This window comes from Corynebacterium sp. 401_CJEI (genome assembly GCF_001076435.1).
GTDB lineage: Bacteria > Actinomycetota > Actinomycetes > Mycobacteriales > Mycobacteriaceae > Corynebacterium > Corynebacterium jeikeium_D.
Window position 1 is genome coordinate 167 of sequence record NZ_JVIP01000007.1, and the last position, 17812, is coordinate 17978.

The 17812-nt window shown below is 59.5% G+C and carries 11 protein-coding genes and 1 tRNA gene; 7 read left to right on the forward strand and 5 right to left on the reverse strand.

What is annotated here, in order from left to right; translation table 11 throughout:
- Positions 1-491: 491 nt before the first annotated feature.
- Complete coding sequence (gene topA / locus ADM64_RS01455) at positions 492-3452, forward strand: type I DNA topoisomerase (RefSeq protein ID WP_049192961.1); 2961 nt, start codon at positions 492-494, stop codon at positions 3450-3452.
- Between the two features lie 12 nt (positions 3453-3464).
- On the opposite strand, the gene ADM64_RS01460 is transcribed toward topA, so the two are convergent.
- Together ADM64_RS01460 and ADM64_RS01465 are read right to left on the reverse strand one after the other, a co-directional pair.
- Positions 3465-4796, reverse strand: a complete 1332-nt coding sequence (locus ADM64_RS01460) for a DUF418 domain-containing protein (protein WP_342585525.1) — start codon at positions 4794-4796, stop codon at positions 3465-3467.
- A 65-nt stretch (positions 4797-4861) separates the two neighbouring features.
- A complete protein-coding gene (locus ADM64_RS01465; RefSeq protein WP_193390807.1) occupies positions 4862-6388 on the reverse strand; it encodes an adenylate/guanylate cyclase domain-containing protein in 1527 nt (508 codons plus the stop codon).
- A gap of 82 nt (positions 6389-6470) precedes the next feature.
- Here ADM64_RS01465 and ADM64_RS01470 point away from each other — a divergent pair, with 82 nt between their 5' ends.
- Positions 6471-7844: a DNA polymerase III subunit delta' gene (locus ADM64_RS01470; RefSeq protein WP_049192964.1), complete on the forward strand. Its 1374-nt coding sequence runs from the start codon at positions 6471-6473 to the stop codon at positions 7842-7844.
- A 134-nt stretch (positions 7845-7978) separates the two neighbouring features.
- Positions 7979-8051, forward strand: a tRNA-Thr gene (locus ADM64_RS01475).
- A 38-nt stretch (positions 8052-8089) separates the two neighbouring features.
- On the opposite strand, the gene ADM64_RS01480 is transcribed toward ADM64_RS01475, so the two are convergent.
- Positions 8090-9058 (reverse strand): hypothetical protein, encoded by a 969-nt coding sequence (locus tag ADM64_RS01480; RefSeq protein WP_016421944.1) that lies wholly within the window; start codon positions 9056-9058, stop codon positions 8090-8092.
- 75 nt (positions 9059-9133) lie between these two features.
- On the opposite strand from ADM64_RS01480, the gene ADM64_RS01485 reads away from it, so the two are divergent.
- Both ADM64_RS01485 and ADM64_RS01490 read left to right on the forward strand, forming a co-directional pair.
- Positions 9134-9733 (forward strand): TetR/AcrR family transcriptional regulator, encoded by a 600-nt coding sequence (locus ADM64_RS01485; protein WP_241486308.1) that lies wholly within the window; start codon positions 9134-9136, stop codon positions 9731-9733.
- 161 nt (positions 9734-9894) lie between these two features.
- On the forward strand, positions 9895-10866 hold the full coding sequence (locus tag ADM64_RS01490) for an N-acetylmuramoyl-L-alanine amidase (protein WP_016421946.1): 972 nt from the start codon (positions 9895-9897) through the stop codon (positions 10864-10866).
- Positions 10867-10947: 81 nt separating this feature from the next.
- On the opposite strand, the gene ADM64_RS01495 is transcribed toward ADM64_RS01490, so the two are convergent.
- Complete coding sequence (locus tag ADM64_RS01495; protein ID WP_049192965.1) at positions 10948-12999, reverse strand: acyl-CoA dehydrogenase family protein; 2052 nt, start codon at positions 12997-12999, stop codon at positions 10948-10950.
- A gap of 215 nt (positions 13000-13214) precedes the next feature.
- A complete protein-coding gene (locus ADM64_RS01500; RefSeq protein WP_049192966.1) occupies positions 13215-14558 on the reverse strand; it encodes an MFS transporter in 1344 nt (447 codons plus the stop codon).
- Between the two features lie 833 nt (positions 14559-15391).
- Here ADM64_RS01500 and ADM64_RS01505 point away from each other — a divergent pair.
- Positions 15392-16681 carry an MFS transporter gene (locus tag ADM64_RS01505; protein WP_048732299.1) on the forward strand — a complete coding sequence of 430 codons (1290 nt, stop codon included), beginning with the start codon at positions 15392-15394 and terminating at the stop codon, positions 16679-16681.
- 129 nt (positions 16682-16810) lie between these two features.
- Positions 16811-17776, forward strand: a complete 966-nt coding sequence (locus ADM64_RS01510; protein WP_049192996.1) for a GDP-mannose 4,6-dehydratase — start codon at positions 16811-16813, stop codon at positions 17774-17776.
- Positions 17777-17812: the final 36 nt, after the last annotated feature.

Sequence of the window (17812 nt, forward strand, 5' to 3'; positions counted from 1 at the left end):
GGCTTGAAAGTGTCATAAACTCACACAGTTTCACATTTGCAGCCCGCAATCACGCGCCCGCTGCGCCTGCTGCGCCTGTTGTGACCAGCCGCTGACAGTCACTGGGATGGTCATGGCCAGCCGCAGAGCAGTCGTCGGGCCGGCCACCGGGTATCTCCCTCAGCAGCCCCCCACAGCAGCCCCTTCAGTCACACCCAAAATCCGCCCGATACTTGAGGATTCCACGCGACAAACTAGATTGTGTGTACGGTATTCCTTATATTCTTCATATTCTTTCCAGATAATCTTCCGGGAGAACGCGGCCGGGAACTGATTTGAACTGATCGGAACCGGTTGGAACTGATTGGAACTGATTGGAACCGGTTGGAACCGATTGCGGGCTTCTCACAGCTGAAGCCCGGCCAGAGTCCGGCCAAGAACCCCAAGATTTAAACGAAAACCAGAACCTAGACAGTCAAAAACATTCAACGTTGCAGGATAGAAAAACTTCTATGGCGAATTCAGACGGCCTCAAGCGCCTTGTAATTGTCGAGTCGGCGACGAAAGCTCGCAAGATTCAGCCGTATCTCGGCGATGATTACATCGTGGAGGCGTCGGTGGGCCACATTCGCGACTTGCCCCGTGGCGCAGCCGACGTTCCGGCTCGTTACAAGAAGGAGCCCTGGGCTCGTTTGGGTGTGAATGTCGACAACGGATTCGCTCCGTTGTATGTCGTCAGCGCTGATAAGAAGAAGAAAGTCGCTGACCTGAAGGCCAAGCTCAAGGAAGTCGACGAACTCTATCTCGCAACTGACCCCGACCGTGAGGGCGAGGCTATTGCCTGGCACTTGCTGGAGGTTCTGAAACCCAAGGTGCCGGTGCGTCGCATGGTGTTCCATGAGATCACCAAGCAGGCCATCCTGGAAGCCGCCGCCAACACCCGTGAGCTGGACCAGAACTTGGTTGACGCCCAGGAGGGTCGCCGTATCCTCGACCGTCTCTACGGCTACGAGGTCTCCCCGGTGCTGTGGAAGAAGGTCATGCCGCGCCTGTCGGCAGGCCGTGTGCAGTCGGTGGCAACGCGCGTCATCGTCGAGCGTGAGCGCGAACGCATGGCGTTTATCTCCGCCGAGTACTGGGATGTCGCCGCAACTTTGGACACCGGCTCGGCTTCTGCTGACGCCAACCAGCCGAAGGAATTCGTCGCAACCCTGACCAGCGTTGATGGTCAGCGCGTAGCGCAGGGCCGAGACTTCGATGACCGTGGCCAGCTGAAGAAGTCCGATGGCATCCGGGTCGTCGATAAGCAGCTCGCCGAAACCCTGGCGGCGGACCTCGTGGGCTCTGAGCTCAAGGTCGCGTCGGTGGAGGAGAAGCCGTACACGCGCCGCCCGTACCCGCCATTTATGACCTCCACGCTGCAGCAGGAGGCGGGTCGAAAGCTGCATTACACCTCTGAGCGCACGATGCGTGTGGCGCAGCGTTTGTACGAAAACGGTCACATTACCTACATGCGTACCGACTCCACGACGCTGTCCAAGGCCGGTATCGATGCCGCGCGTAAGCAAGCGCTGGAGCTCTACGGCTCGGAGTATGTCGCCGATGCGCCGCGCCAGTACTCGCGCAAGGTGAAGAACTCGCAGGAAGCGCACGAGGCAATTCGTCCGGCGGGAGAGACGTTCGCAACGCCGGGGCAGCTGGCGGGATCGCTGGATGCCGAGGAGTTCAAGCTCTACGAACTGATCTGGCAGCGCACGGTCGCCTCGCAGATGGCCGACGCACGCGGCACGTCCATGAAGGTCACCATCGCTGGCGCCACCGACACGCACGCCGTCGAGTTCGCCTCCACTGGACGCACGATTCGCTTCCCGGGCTTCCTCAAGGCATACGTTGAGGTCTCCGCGCTTTCCGACGGCCGCAAGGTCGCCGACAACGCTGAGAAGCGTCTGCCACAGTTGACTGAAGGCCAGGGCCTGACGGCCACGGACTTCAGTGCCGACAGCCACTCCACCAACCCGCCTGCGCGCTTCACCGAGGCCAGCTTGGTGAAGAAGATGGAGGACTTGGGAATTGGGCGTCCGTCGACCTACGCGTCGATTATCAAGACCATTCAGGATCGCGGCTACGTCTACTCCCGCGGCAACGCTCTGGTGCCCTCGTGGGTGGCCTTTGCCGTGGTGGGGCTGATGGAGGAAGCGTTCTCCGATCTGGTCAACTACGACTTCACCTCCGAGCTGGAGGATGAGCTCGACGGCATTGCTGCGGGCAATAAGGATCGCACGACCTGGCTGACCGGTTTCTACTTCGGTGATGACAAGGATCACCGCCACAAGGGAGCCGACGCCATTGCGACCCACGGTGGCCTGAAGAACATCATCGACGTGAACCTGGAATCGATTGATGCTCGGAAGGTCAATTCTCTCCACCTTTTCGACGATGCCGAGGGTAACCCAATCATCGTTCGCGTTGGCCGCTATGGGCCGTACCTGGAGCGCACTCGCCCGGGTACCGGTGAAAACGGTGCCGACGAGGTGCAGCGCGCCAACATCCCGGAGGCCATGACTCCGGACGAGCTGGACCTGGCCGCCGCCGAGAAGCTGCTGGCCATGCCGCAGGGTGGCCGTGAACTGGGCATTAACCCGGCCAATGGTCGCATGATTGTCGCTCGCGATGGCCGCTACGGCCCCTACGTCACCGAGCTGGTCACCGATGAAGAGCGCGAAGGTGTCGTAGCCAAGGCTGAGGAGATCATCGCAGCTGAGCGCGCCGAAGAGGACGCTCAGCGCGCTGCCGAGGGCAAGCGAAAGAAGAACTGGGAAACCAAGACCGCTGCCAAGCAGAAGGAAAAGCGCACCGCGGAAATCATCGAGGAAACTCTGAAGCCGAAGACGGCCTCGCTGTTTTCCTCCATGGAGCCGTCGACTGTCACGTTGGAAGAGGCTCTGAAGCTGATGAGCCTGCCGCGTGAGGTCGGTGTCGACCCGGTCGATAACGAGGTTATTACTGCTCAGAATGGTCGTTACGGTCCGTACCTGAAGAAGGGCACGGACTCGCGTTCACTTGCTAACGAAGAGCAGATTTTCACCGTGACATTGGACGAGGCGCGTCGTATCTACGCTGAGCCGAAGCGCCGCGGTCGCGCTGCTGCGAAGCCGCCGCTGAAGCAGCTGGGCGACAACGATGTCTCCGGTCGCCCGATGTCGGTGAAAGATGGACGCTTCGGTCCGTACGTCACCGATGGCGTCACCAATGCTTCGCTGCGCAAGGGGGATACGCCTGAGACTCTGACCGATGCCCGCGCCTGCGAGCTGCTGTCTGAGCGCCGCGCGAAGGAAGCCGCCGATGGTGGCACTAAGAAGGCTGCGAAGAAGTCGACTCGCAAGACCACGAAGAAGGCTGCGAAGAAGACCACCAGGAAGGCAGTCAAGCGCACCACCAAGCGAGTGGTGAAGGCGACCCGCCGGGGCAAGTAGGGCAAGTAGGTCTTAAGCGCCCGGCGCGCCTGGCGTGCCCGCCGAACCCGCAGCACCCGGCGCATCCGGCGCATCCTGCGGAGCCGGTTTGGGGCCACCGACCCCGGCCAACTCCGCCCGCATTGTCGGCCCGTACGACAGCCGGCGATGCACCTTCTCAAACGGCCCCTGCATGCCGCGACGCTCCATCGCCCACGCGGCCAACAGTGTCACCAACCAGACGCCTACAGCGATGAGCGTTTGCACGAACGCGCCCATGTCGCGCGGGATATCCAGCATAAACGGGTACACCAGCACAAAGAAGATCACCGACTGCATCAGGTAGCCGGTCATCGAACGCTTGCCGAGCGCCACAATCGGCACCAGCCAACCTGGTACAGCGGCGCCCTCGTTCAGGCGTCGCTGGAGCGGCTGCAGCGCCAACGCCAGCCCGGCTAGGATGCCAGGACCGGCGAACACTCCGGCAAAGTTATTAATTACCAAGAAGGCCATGTGCTGTCCGGCTGGAAGAACTCCAATCGCTGCCAACCCCATAGGGATACCGACACCGAAGGCGACAATCACGGCCACCACGAGCCACCGAATAAGCAGGGGACGGTGCGCGTCAACGTCGTCAAGCACGCCTTTGCGCGCCCACACGAAGCCAATCATCATCACCGGCAGGTAGAGGAACAGCTGTAGCGGCAGAGTAGTGATGCTCATTGTCAGGGCCTCGAGATTCGCGGCGAGCATATCCAGGTAACTTGTTTCAATCGCACCGCCGTTGACGAGCTCGGTCATGTCGGAACCGTCCAACCCGACGTCGGGCATCGCAATTGTGAAAACCAAAAACAGCAGGCTCAATACCGCATTAACTGTCAGCGCAATCCATGCGAGGATAGTCAGCACTTTGTTGCTAAGCCCCATAAGCAGCCCCAGGATGATGCCGCAGATGCCGTAGAGAAACATGATGTCGCCAAAGAACAGAAACAGCATGTGCGCGATGCCGAACAGCCCCAGGAACGCGTAACGCTTTACGACGACCACTCGCGCCCGCGACCGTGGAAAGTTTCTCCTGGCCAAACTGCGGACGATGAGTCCCACACCGAAGCCGAGCAGCGTTGCGAACATCGGCAGCCCGCGATTGTGTGCGGTCACAGCGGTAAAAAGCACGGTGGCTTTGTCGGCGATGCTGTCGTTTATGACGCCGCCGAAGAATGCTCCGGGCAGCTCGGGGCTTGCAACCAGCCAGGCAGTGGCAATGTTCGCGATAGCGATGCCGAGAAGAGCGAATCCGCGCGCAGCGTCGGGGACGAGCATGCGAGGTCTGGGGTTGGTGCTAGAGCTGGAGCGGCTGTCAGTCATTCCTCCAACGTAAAGGATTTGTGGGAGGGTACGCAGGTTGGCGAGACCGACGAGTCCGCTGCCCCCTAGGCCTCGTCGGCAAGCGTCGGGCGCACCGGGCGCGCAAGCTGCGTCATGTGCGTACGGCCGCGCAGCTCCACAGACTTCAGAGTGGTCCAGCGAGCCTGCTCGTCCTCGTTGGCCAGGCGGATAGTGGAAGCTGTAGCGAGCACGCGGCCCGGGGTGTCCTTAGCCAACTCAGTCAGACGGGCAGCCTGGTTAACCGCGTCACCAATAACCGTGTATTCAAAACGGTCACGAGCACCGATGTGGCCGGCGACGACATGACCGGCGGAGACGCCAATGCCAGCGCTGAGTTGGAGATCGAGCAGTTCCTCGCGCAGTTCACGGGCTGCGGTGAGGGCGTGACCAGCCGTGTCGTCGAGGGGCAGGGGAGCGCCGAAGACAGCCAGAGCTGCGTCACCCTGGAACTTGTTGATAATGCCCTTATTGCGGTGCACACAGTCAACAACGTGGTCGAAGAAGGCATTGAGCTCACGGACAACGACTTCTGGCGAGTTCTTCTCCGCGAAGTTGGTCGAACCAATTACATCCACAAACAGCACCGCGACCAGGCGATTCTCACCGCCCAAAGTTGGCTTTTCTTCCAGAGCCTTACGGGCGACCTCAGACCCGACATAGCGGCCGAAGAGGTCACGGACCCGCTGACGCTCCTGCAGGCCACGCATCATTTCATTGAAACCCGCCTGGAGAACGCCCATCTCGGAGCCGTCGTAAATAGGCACGCGCGTATCCACCTGGCCCTGGCGGACCTTGTTAATTGCGCCCGTGAGATCACGAATCGGGTCGACGATGGACATAGTGGCCAACATCGTGCCGAAATAGCCGGTAATCAGAGCCAGAATTGCCAGCGCGGTGATGGTGGGCAGCAAATCTGCCGCGTCATCTGTGAATAGGCCACGGCGCTGACCTATCAGCACAAGCAGGATTGCTACCACTGGAACACCGCTGGTCAACACCCACGTCTGGCGCAGGCGGTGGCCAATCGGTGGCTCCAGCGAAGAATCCGGGGCCCTACGCGCCAGCGCCTCCACAGCAACCGGACGCACCATGCGCTCCGCAATTAGATAGGTCAACAGTGCCACCATGGCGCCACCGAGCACCGAGGTGAGCAGCACCATCAGGCCAATCTTGCTGTCATAGGCGAACGCGACTCCACTGAAGACAATCACGCCCAGAGACCAGATGACGGTACCCAAGAGTGCCTGATAGACAGGCACGCGCATGACCAGATATCGTACCCGCCGCGGATCGTGCATATCCGGATGACGCTGCCATTTCAACAACGGCTTGAACAGGATCCAAGTAGTGCCGATTCCCGCAATAATTGCCAGAACCAGGTAACCAGCCAGGGCATAGATGACCCCATTAGCCAACCGCGGCAGGTGAGTTTCTTGGTTCAGTGGCAACAGCATGCCGAGGAACAAGCCGACAATCATGGCTCCGACAAGGTTGCAGACGAAGATAAATGAGGCATAAGCAGGCCACATTGTCCCGCTTAGCCATTTCAGATTTCGCCAGAGCCGTTGCATGACTACTACCTTAGTGGCAACCCCGGATTGCAGGGAGTAGTTACCTCACAAGAGTCTTGTGGGGCGCGCTAGAGTTGTGGCCATGACAGAGCCCATGACAGAGCGCAGCGTGTTTTCTCGTATGCCCGAAACCGGTGGGGTTCGTCAGCGGCTGCAGGCTGCTGTGCGCGCTGCGCATTATCGCTTTGCCAATGGTCAACCGCTGGCAGGCGATGGGGCGGAGGTTTCGCCGGAAGGTGGGGACGCGGGGTCGTCGTTAAGCGATGTGCCACGCGACTCGGACATGACGCACGCCTGGCTGTTCACGGGACCTGCGGGGTCGGGGCGGTCGGTGACGGCGACGGCGTTTGCGGCGGCGCTGCTGTGCACGCGGCATGACAACCCCGGATGCGGCGAGTGCGAGGGCTGCCGGACGGCGCTGGCGGGAACACATGGCGATATCAAGATTGTGCGCCCGGAGGGCACCATCATTTCCGTGGCGACGGTGAGGGACGAGCTGCGGCCCTGGGCCTACAAGATGCCCACAACGGCGGATTGTCGCGTGCTAATCATCGAAGACGCCGACCGCCTCAACGAATCCGCCTCAAATGCGCTGCTCAAGGTGGTGGAAGAACCGCCGCTGCGCACCGTCATCATCATGTGCGCACCAACGACGAACGCGGAGGATTTCTCCGTTACGCTCCGTTCGCGCTGCCGCCACGTCTATGTGCCGACGCCGCATATCGACGACGTCACAAACCTCCTGCGCGCCGAGCGGCCAGAGCTTACCGACGAGCAAGCGGTCTGGGCCGCGACGGTGTCCAACGGTCACATTGGGCGTGCGCGTGGCTTTGTCTCCGATGAGGGCTCGCGTGCCTGGCGGGGCAAGGCCCTGGATTTCGTAGAGGCCGTGTTCGACCCGGCGAAGTCGTATTTGGCGGCGCGAGAGTTAGCCAACGAAGTGGCTGGCGAGGTGAAGCGGCGGATGGAGCCACTAGAGGCTGAGGAGCTGGAGAACCTCGAGCGCTCACTGGGCGTAGGTGCGTCCGGCAAGGGTGCGCAGGCGGCACTGCGCGGCTCTAAGGGGGTTATCAAGGAGCTGGAGGAAAATCAGAAGCGGCGGCGCAGGCGCGCGGAGTCAGATCTGATCGACCTGTCGTTGACCGACATTATGGGGCTTTACCGTGACGCCCTGGTGCTGGCGTTTGGGGCGGAACGTGGTGGTGAGACTGCTTCGGGGGATTCGGGCTTTGGTGCTGGTTCTGAGTTTGGCGATGGCGCGGTCTACCTCATAAATCCAGACCGTCGTCGGACAGCCACGGAGCTAGCCCGACGCCTTCCGCCGGAGGCGATATTGGCCTCCATCGATGCTGTCACCGAGGTGCGCGGCATGCTCGTGACTGCAGTGAAGTTGACGGTCTTGATGGATGAATTGATGGCTAAATTGCAGATCGCGGGGCAGGTTGGTCGTAGGTAAGCCGGTAGCCGCGCCTAATGCAGCGGACTGCAGGCCCCATTTTGGTAGCGATGGGGGCAGTACAGTAGTATTACCGCTTGTACATTTTGTGCAGGGTTATTTCTGCTTGCTTGAAAGCTCGGCGCAATGTGCGTGCCGCCTTAGCTCAGTCGGTAGAGCGTCTCACTCGTAATGAGAAGGTCGCGAGTTCGATTCTCGCAGGCGGCTCGGTTTGAAACGGGATCCTTTAAAAAGGGTCCCGTTTTTTATTTTTTGGATCGGTCAAACATGAGGAGAGCGAATCCAGCGGCAACCCAGACGATGAGAACCCACCACGCTGCCCCAGCACCGTTGCCATCGAAAAATGACAGTGACCTGACTAGGTAGCCAGTCGCCCCAATGGGCATCCACTGGCCAAGGGTGGACCAACCGGCCGGAAGCAGCCAGGGGCCGGTGGACAGTCCAGAGAGCGGGTTCGCCAAGAAAATCGTCAAAATGGCGCCGATGCCCACACCGGGAGTGCCAATAATGGCCGCAAGCCCGGCGGTAAGCATTGAGGTAGCCAGGATTCCCAGAGAAATAGCCAGCCATTCCATGCCGAAGCTGCCCGAAAGCGTGCCGTAGACAGAGTGGAGCATCCACGTTGCCACGAGGGCTCCGAAGACTGCGATGCCAGCGAGGACACCCAATTTCGTCCACTTCTTACCTCGGAAGAGGAAGGTGGCTATAACTGCCGAGATGATACCGCCGAAAGCCAGCGGCAAGCCGAGGAGCGCGACACCGGAAGCTTGTGGGTCATCCTGTGTGGTTGGAGCCAAATCCTCCCGCTCTACAGGGATGTTTTGAGACTCGAGGGTCGTCGCAATGCCGTCGATAAGCTGCGAGTAAGGTGCGCCGTTGCCTGAAGCGGTGTAGGCGGTAGCGCCCGTCGGGGAGATGACGATGCCGCCAACAGTTTCGCGATTGAGGATTGACTCGCGTACGGCGTCAGGGGTGTCCATCACCTGGATATCAGGAGCATCGTCGCCAGCTTTGTGTTCGATGGCTTGGGTGATTTGTTCGGATATTGGGGCGGGGGCGGTCAGCGCAATGGGGACATCGTTCGGGCCGGAGGCAAATGTCGGTGCCAGGAACGCGAAGAGCATGAGCCCGATGACGAGCGGAATACCGAAGATCACGGCTACTGCTTTGGGGGCGGGTGAGGCTTTTTTCGTCTCAGTCGTAGCTGTTGACATGGCCTATCTCCTAACTGGAGCAGAGTGTTTCACTTACAAAGTGGAGCATAGTGTTCCGTTTGTTAGGATGCAAGTGTGAGACAAGATGCAGTGATGAACAGTGATGCCATCGTGGAAGCAGCGCGAAAACTCTTGATAGAGCAAGGAGCCGGTGTATCCATGCGTGCGATTGCCAGGGAGGCCGGTGTCGGTGTAGCTACGGCAAGCAGGCACTTTCCCAGCAGGATTGAGCTTCTCGGCGCAGTCAGTGCTCGTGTTGCAGCTGATATCGACAGGGTTACTGAGGCAGCCGTAGCTCAGTTTGACGACGATCCGGACGGCGCTTGGCACGAAGCAGTCCACGCGATCGCGAAATTAAGTGTTGCGGCACTTGCCCAGGCATTATTCAGCGATCTCAATACCAGTTTGGGGAGCGAGGCGAAAAAGATTGATGGCATTATCGAAAAGCGAATGACGGAGTTGCGTCAGAGCTATACGCGACTGCTGGATAAGGCAAAAGCAGCTGGGCTATGCCCGGAGGACGTTGCACCGCTTGATTTCCACCTTGGGCTCGCTGTGGTGTCGCGTCCCCTTCCTAACTCTGCAGCGGTCGAGCAGTACTTTCCCGGTGTGCAAGAAAAGCTTGTGGACTTAATGCTTACGGGTTTGGCAGCACAGGCGAAGGGGAATCACTAAACCCCTCGGTGATAAGTCCTGAAAAATCCTGCACACGTCCCGACGTGCGGTGATTCCCCGAAACGAAGGGGGAGGAAATCTCGGAGCCGGCGACTCTCAATCGAGTGTTTGCTACTGTTACTCAGCACATAGCAGGTACGCGGAAACTAGGAGAACGCACTATGCGGCAGCCCGGACACCAGGGACTAGCAGTGCAGCGATCAGCAAGACGACTAGCTGTGGCTTTGGTGGCTGCGGCAATTTTGCCAGCCGGTCTTGTAGCTTGCACCATCGACACGGAGGCTTCCAAAGCAGGAAGCGCTCAGCAAGCTGCGTCGACAGAAACGCAAACGTCGTTGGCAGCTGAAGAAGAGGCTATGCAGATGCCGAACCCCACTCCGCCGAATGAGGAGTCTGCAATGTCTGATTCTGCTAACCCCGACGCAGTCGCTTCTGGCGATGCACAACAACAGCAAGCTAATCGCGCTACTTCGCGTGCCGACGGCTCCAGCGCTGTAGCCGGCAAGGTCATCTACCTCGACCCGGGACACGCCGGCACCCCACCACCAGCGGACATGATGGTCACTGACGGCCGCGGTGGCCAGAAGCCATGTAATACCTCCGGTACCGCTTCCAATGACGGCTTCCCGGAGCATGAGTTCAATTGGCTGATGGCGCAGGAAATTAAGCAGCTGCTCGAACAGCGCGGTGCTCAGGTGCTGCTCAGCCGCGTCGATGACACCGGTCGTGCAGATTGCATCGATGCCCGTGCAGAGAAGGAAAATGCCTCCAACGCCGATGCCGTGGTGAGCCTTCACGCAGATGGTGCTGGAGAGGGCAACCGCGGATTCCATGTGTCTGCGATTTCGCAGCCGCTCGCCAATAATGACGAGCAGGGATCTACCGCGCTGGCAACCGCGCTGCGCGATGCTTTTGTCGCAGCCGGTTTTGCTCCATCCAACTACCTCGGTAGCCAGGGGCTGAATCCGCGCGCTGACCTCACCGGACTCAACCTATCGACGAAACCAAAGGCACTGGTCGAATACGGCAACATGCGTGATAGCAGCGACATTGCCCTCTTGACCTCCAACGAAGGCCGTCAGCGCTTGGCAGAGGCCACTGTGGCTGGGTTGGAAGGTTTCTTGGCGCAGTAGCCAACCTGCGCATCCAGGCCGTAGCTACCTCACACCAGTCACCGCCACAGCAGCCACCACAGCGGCCAACCGGCCAACACGCTAACTAGCCGGGTTTGCCTTAGCTTTCGGTGTCATCGCGTCGTAAGGCTCCATCATGGGGATATCCAGCATGGTGCTGGGGACACCGAAGGCGTCGACAAGCACCTCAGACCAGGGGCCAAGGGAATCAACAAGATCGGCCAAGCCCGCCCGCGCGCCCTTGGTGCGAGTACCGGTGAGCAGTGACTGCTCCAAGAACCAGCCGGCGTTATCGCAGACCACCGACAGGAAGAACACATCGCGAACCTGCTCGAGCACCTCTTGAGAGCGCTCATCTGTGAGTGTGGATTCAGCTTCAAAGAACGCTTCCAAAATCATGCGATCGATATGCGCCCACGCGCAGGAAATCATGTGGTCCTGGACCTTGTCCACCAGCTTCGCGGCCTTTTCCACAGGCAGTTTCCGCGCCGGGCGCAGCCTGCGAGCAAGGGACTTGAGAAGTCGATTCTCGCGCTCGATGAGCAATTGCATCTGGCTGGCGGGGTCAAAGAGCGAGGACTCATCAGCGTCAGTCAGCGCATCCAAGAGGTTCTGAACGACGGCGTCCGCACCGGTGCGACGGCGCAAAATGCCACTGAAATTGTCGAGGCCGAAGCGCACCATTTCCAGGTTGGAAAAACTCTGTACCTCCCGGGCAAAACCACCCAAAAGTTCCTTGGTGACCAGCTGCAACATCACCACGTTGTCGCCCTCAAAGGTAGTGAATACGTCAGAGTCCTCTTTGAGAATGGTCAACAGGTTCTCCGCCAGGTAGCCAGCTCCACCGGTGGCCTCACGCATCTCCTGGATGGCATCGGTGGCATGCGCGGTGTTGGCGACCTTCAATGCGGCGGCATGTGCCTCCGCTTCACGTAGATCGCGAGCCTGCTCCGGGGTTAGATTCGCACGGTCCAGCCCTTCCGCTTCGAGGTCGTGAATCCGCTTGATCAGCAGGTTGGTGGCAAATTGCAGACCGTACGAACGCGCAATGCGGGGGAGTAGTCGGATTCGGTGCTGGCGGTGCTCAATGAGTTTCTTTTCCGGCAGCGAATCGTCGGGAGCAAATTGGCGCCGCAAGTGTGCGTACTTGGTGCCGATGGTCAGTGCGGTGCGGGTTGCCGCACCAGCGGCCGCACCGACTGTCACGCGGCCGCGCACGAGGGCACCGAGCATCGTGAAAAACCGTGCATTGGGGCTGCCAATATCGCTGCTGTACTCGCCAGCGGCCGAGACATCTGCGAAACGGTTAAGCAGGTTCTCCCGCGGCACGCGGTAATGGTCGAACATGAGAGTGCCGTTGTCCACGCCCAAGAGGCCACCTTTGGTGCCGTGGTCGCCAATCGCAACCCCGTCGACAGGCGAACCATCATCATTGCGGATCCGGGCAACAATGCAGTGCACACCATGGGATTCTTCTTGTCCTGGTGTGTAGAGCTGGCAAAAGACCGCAGCCCAGCGCCCATCGCGCGCGGCGTTGCCCAAAAACCATTTCTCAGAGGAAGCTGTCGGCGAATTGAGGATGAATTCTTCCGTCTCGGGGTCGTAATGTGCCGTGGTTTCGAGTGATTGCACGTCCGAGCCGTGGCCGCGTTCGGTCATCGCAAAGCAGCCGAGAGCCCGCAGCTCAATGAGGTCACGCACCAACTCGCTGTGACGCTCAGTCCCCAGATTGCTGACAGCGCCGCCGAAAAGGCCCCACTGCACTCCGGACTTCACCATCAACGACAAGTCGGTGTGGCCGAGCATTTCAATCCCGGAGAGTGTCCCGCCGGTATCTCCTGTGCCTCCCTGGTCAGTGCGGAAAGCACCATAGGGCATGCCGGTCTTAAGCACCTTGGACAACGCCTCGGTGGTGTGCTGCCTGGCCTCCTCCACGGTCAGCCCAGAGGTGGGCCGCAGGGTGGGGTCTTCTAAAAGGGCGCGGACATCAGCGCGCGCCTCGGGGAAATAGCCGTCCAGGACCTTTTGCAGTGCGCGTGCCACTTCCGGTTCCGGACGGGAGGGGAGTGTCTTCGGAGCGTCGGTCGAGCGCCGGCGGGGGATTCGCGTGGAGCTGGAAGAATTCTGTGCCATAACCCAACGTTAATGGGATATCTGGGGCTTGTCAGTCGCTTTCGACTGAGAAACTCATGAGGAAATCGGGACCGAGGAAAGAGAAAGCGGGTTATCGGGAGAAAAAGAAGGTGGAAACGCAAAAGCCGTCGTCAAGCAAATGCTGCGTTGTGCAATGCTTGACGACGGCTTGCGTAATCAGACCCTCGGTGGGGCAGATCCCTTAGCTGTGGGAACTAGACGCGCGACTTAACTTCGTCGAGGTTAGTTTCCGGGTGCTCGATCAGGTCTCGGTCTTCGAGACCCTTCGGCAGCAGGAACAGGGCAATCAGTGCCGGGATAGCCATGGCCATCAGGTAGACGGAGATGTAGAACGGGTTGCCGGTGGCGTCCATGATCATCTGGGCAATCATCGGAGCGAATGCGCCACCGAGGACGGCGCCGATGGCGTAAGCGATGGAAGCGCCCGAGTAGCGGACCTCAGCCGGGAACATCTCGGAGTACATGGCTGGCTGCGGGCCGAAGGTCAGGGCCAGTGGCAGGGTGAGAACTGCGACGGTCATGATGTACAGGAACGGACCCTGGTCCAGGATGCTCCACATGACGGCCTCCCAAATCATAATCACGACGTAGCCGATGATGAAGGTCTTAGCGCGGCCGATGCGGTCGGACCAAGCACCGGCGATGAACATGAAGATGGTCCAGCAAATACCAGCGACGAGAGTACCGGTCCATGCGACGGTTGCGGGGTAGCCCAGTGTCTTCTGTGCGTAAGCGCCGAAGAATGCGATCACGAGGTAACCGGTAGCCTGCTGAGCAGCGAAGATCAGAGCACCCTGGATGACCTTGCCCCAGTGGTTGCGGAAGAGCTCCGGCAGCGGAGCGGAACGCTCGGCAGACTCAGTCTGCATAGCCTGGAAGACCGGGGACTCGTCAACGGAACGGCGAATCATGTAACCGATCAGAACCAAGATGAAGGACAGCAGGAACGGCACACGCCAGCCCCAGTCCATGTAGGCTTCCTCGCCGACGATTGCCATAACAATCAGCATGGTGCCGGTCGCGAGGGTCAGACCCAGCGGAACACCGGCCTGCGGGAATGCGCCGTAGAGACCGCGCTTTTCCTTCGGTGCGTACTCCACGGACATCAGGGCTGCACCGCCCCATTCACCGCCAGCGGAAATACCCTGGAAAACACGGAGGAGAACCAGCAGGATAGGTGCGGCGATGCCGATTGATTCATAGGTCGGTAGCAGGCCGATGCAGAAAGTAGCCGCACCCATGCCGATGAGGGTGAAGACCAGAATCATCTTGCGGCCGTAACGGTCACCGATATGGCCAGCAACAATAGCGCCAAGTGGGCGGAAGAGGAAGGAAATACCCAGGGTTGCCCAGGCGAGCACCTGAGCGACCTGTGGGTTCGACTGTGCAGCCGGCTCGATGAAGTGCGGAGCGAGCACGATAGCTGCGGCCTGAGCGTAAATCAGGAAGTCATAAAACTCGATGGTCGTACCCACGAGAGTTCCCGTGAGCACCTGGCGGCGCTGCTTGGGATCAGTCGCGATGATCGAAGTAGTCATAAATAACAAGACTTTCTTTACATACCCGTCCGCACGGCCATCGAGGACCTTGGCGATCTCAGCGGTCGTGCAGAAATCGCCCCAGGTTTTTCTCAGCCAGCGTTTGGGGAATGGACAGATTGTTTGACGGTGTCGAATTCTTACACAGCCAGACCGGTAGCGACCAGCGTTTGAACTTCAGCGAGCGACGACAAAAAGTGGGCAACGGGGGTAATGGGGGTTGGTGAATGGCGGTAGATTTCCTTTGTTTGTGACCGAATTCATTTTCTAGATGTCTGAAAAAGGTGGAATCGGGGGTATGTAAAGGGTGTGGAATGGATGCTGCTTAACGACGGGCCGTTTCCGGCCTGATGTGCGCGAGCTGATGGCCGTTTGTGCGTGAGACTGTCTTAAATAGGGGAAATCTGCGTTTTATGGCTGTTCGGCTACCCCCACATTGAACTAATCTGTAATTATATAATCAGAAGTTGTGTGAATAGTGCGGCGAAAGTGGCGCAAGATACGAAAGAAGTAACGGAACAATAACGATGTAGTGTCGAAAAGGTCATTGCCCCCGGATGGGGCAGGGATGCAAGGTCGGCAACATGCCACCCCGAGACGGGGGTGTGAGCCCCAGGTTTCAGGGGCATTTGTGCCGAGACCAACCCGAGGTGACCAAACTGGGCACGCCACCGCATTAGCCACCACTCCACTAGTCGCCACAGCACTAACCGACTCAGTTGCCCCGCCCCGCCTGCTCAACTATCTCGGCACACCTCTTGTGGTTAGCTCCGGTGGCTTAAAATCTGCACCATTGTGCGTAAGGCGCTGGGGACCGTCGTAAAGTAAACGACATGTCTTCTCACGCAGGAACTAACGGCAATGAAAACGAGGTACCTCACGGCAGGGCCAAATCCAATAAAGGCACGCCGTTGTGGCTGCTCGCCGCAATTGCAGTTTTCGCCGTCGCGTGGGGTGGCAATGAATTCACACCGCTGATGGTGATGTACCGCGAAAACGCTGACCTGGCGCCGGTGTTCATTGACCTTCTATTGCTGGTCTACGCTCTCGGCATCGCGCCGGCACTGCTGATTTCTGGCCCAATCTCGGACCGTATCGGCCGTAAGCCGGTGATGCTCGCCGCGCCGGTGCTCTCGATTCTGGGCTCGACTCTCATCGCGCTGGGCGAGACCATCGCTCCGCTCATTCTCACCGGTCGCTTTATCTCGGGCCTGGCAGTCGGCATTGTCATGGCCGTGGGCGGCTCGTGGGTAAAGGAGCTTTCCGATCCACGCTTTGACCCCAAGGCCACTTCCACCTCGGGCGCGAAGCGTCAGTCCATGGCGTTGACCTTGGGCTTTGGCCTGGGTGCGGGTATTGCCGGCACGTTGGCGCAGTTCGCACCGCTGCCGGGGCAGTTGGCTTATATCATCCACATCCTGATTTCCATCCCAACGATCTTCGGTCTTGTGGCTGTGCCGGAGACCCGCCAGTCGCCGCACCTGGGCGGCAGCAATGCTCCGCACGAAAGCGTCTGGGAATCTCTACACACCCCTTCGGTAACTAACCGTCGCTTCCTGCTCGTCGCCGCGATGGGAGCGCCGTGGGTCTTCGGTGCAGCCGGTGTTGCCTATGCAATCATTCCTTCTCTGCTTCAGGACCACGTCTCCCAGCCAGTGTTCTACTCCGCGATGGTCACACTGTTTGCGCTGCTCTGTGGTTTTGGCATTCAGCAGATTGGTCCACGCTTTGTAACCGAGCACAACGCCCGCGGCTCGCTGATCGCAATGGGCATTGTGGTTATCGGCATGGGAATGGCCGCATGGATGTCCACCAACCCCACCGCAGTGACGGCGTTTATTGCAGCGCTGGTGCTGGGCACCGGCTACGGCCTGGCCATGTTTACCGGCCTCAACGAAGTACAGCGCATCGCCGGCCCGCGCGACATGGCCGGGCTGACCGGTATCTTCTACTGCCTGACTTACATCGGCTTCGCATTCCCAGCAATTCTGACCAAGCTCTCCGAGTCCATCTCCTGGATGACCTACCCGGTCATGCTCGGTGGCGGTATGGTCATCGCCATCCTGATGGGCTTGGTTATTTTCTTCAATTCCACCGTCAACCTGCCACAGCGCGCTGAGTAATCTCGCATTCCCTGGAAGACTAATCAACCCCGTCAATGTGAGGTTGGCACACGTATAAGCGGCTTTCCTTACTAAGCGCCTATAGTTCTTCCTATGGAGAAGCACAAGAACGAATCACCGGCCACCGCGATGACAGAATCGTCGGCAAGCGCGAAACCGCGTGCGCTGGTGACGGGTGGTGCGGGATTTATCGGTTCGACGCTGGTTGACCGGCTGCTGGCTGAAGGGTACGCAGTCACGGCGCTGGACGATCTCTCCCACGGAAAGCTGGAAAACCTCCAGCAGGCATCGCTTAACGACGACTTTGAGTTCATAACCGCCGATGTGCTGGAGGTGGACTGGGACGAGCTGCTCGAGCAAAACCGTCCGGAGGTTATTTTCCACCTCGCAGCGCAGATTGATGTGCGGATTTCCGTGGCCGACCCGGTGCGGGATGCGACGCTGAACATCATTGGCACAATCAAACTTGCCGATGCGGCCCGAAAGCACGGTGTCCGCAAGGTTGTGTTTACATCTTCGGGCGGTTCCATCTACGGCACGCCGGAGGAGCTTCCGGTGTCGGAGAACGTGCCGGTCAATCCGCTGAGCCCCTATGCCGCCTCAAAGGCGACGGGCGAACTGTACTTGAATATGTTCCGCAATCTTTACGGGCTCGAATGCTCGCACATCGCGCCGGCGAATGTGTACGGCCCGCGGCAGGATCCACACGGTGAGGCCGGTGTGGTGGCTATTTTCGCTCAGCGACTGCTGGCGGGAGAGCCAACCAAGGTGTTCGGTGACGGCGGAAATACCCGCGACTATGTGTATGTCGACGATGTAGTGGATGCTTTCTACCGCGCATCCGGCGAGGTCGGTGGCGGGATGCGCTTTAATATTGGCACCGGTGTAGAAACCTCGGATCGGCAGCTGCACTCGTTGGTGGCGCAGGCTGCGAAAGCCGAGGATAATCCGGAGTTTGCACCGCCGCGCACTGGTGATGTGGCGCGGTCGGCATTGGATCCCACGCGGGCACGTGAGGTACTCGGCTGGGAGCCAGCTATGAGCATTCACGAGGGTGTTGCTCGTACTGTGGAGTACTTCCGGAATCAGGGCTAGCGCAACTTATGCGGGCGGCTTCGTGCACTCGCCCGC

Excerpts from the sequence above, each read along its gene's own strand:
- topA (WP_049192961.1), top strand. The coding sequence starts at position 492 with ATGGCGAATTCAGACGGCCTCAAGCGCCTTGTAATTGTCGAGTCGGCG.
- ADM64_RS01460 (WP_342585525.1), bottom strand. The coding sequence starts at position 4,796 with ATGACTGACAGCCGCTCCAGCTCTAGCACCAACCCCAGACCTCGCATG.
- ADM64_RS01465 (WP_193390807.1), bottom strand. The coding sequence starts at position 6,388 with ATGCAACGGCTCTGGCGAAATCTGAAATGGCTAAGCGGGACAATGTGG.
- ADM64_RS01470 (WP_049192964.1), top strand. The coding sequence starts at position 6,471 with ATGACAGAGCCCATGACAGAGCGCAGCGTGTTTTCTCGTATGCCCGAA.
- ADM64_RS01480 (WP_016421944.1), bottom strand. The coding sequence starts at position 9,058 with ATGTCAACAGCTACGACTGAGACGAAAAAAGCCTCACCCGCCCCCAAA.
- ADM64_RS01490 (WP_016421946.1), top strand. The coding sequence starts at position 9,895 with ATGCGGCAGCCCGGACACCAGGGACTAGCAGTGCAGCGATCAGCAAGA.
- ADM64_RS01495 (WP_049192965.1), bottom strand. The coding sequence starts at position 12,999 with ATGGCACAGAATTCTTCCAGCTCCACGCGAATCCCCCGCCGGCGCTCG.
- ADM64_RS01500 (WP_049192966.1), bottom strand. The coding sequence starts at position 14,558 with ATGACTACTTCGATCATCGCGACTGATCCCAAGCAGCGCCGCCAGGTG.
- ADM64_RS01505 (WP_048732299.1), top strand. The coding sequence starts at position 15,392 with ATGTCTTCTCACGCAGGAACTAACGGCAATGAAAACGAGGTACCTCAC.
- ADM64_RS01510 (WP_049192996.1), top strand. The coding sequence starts at position 16,811 with ATGACAGAATCGTCGGCAAGCGCGAAACCGCGTGCGCTGGTGACGGGT.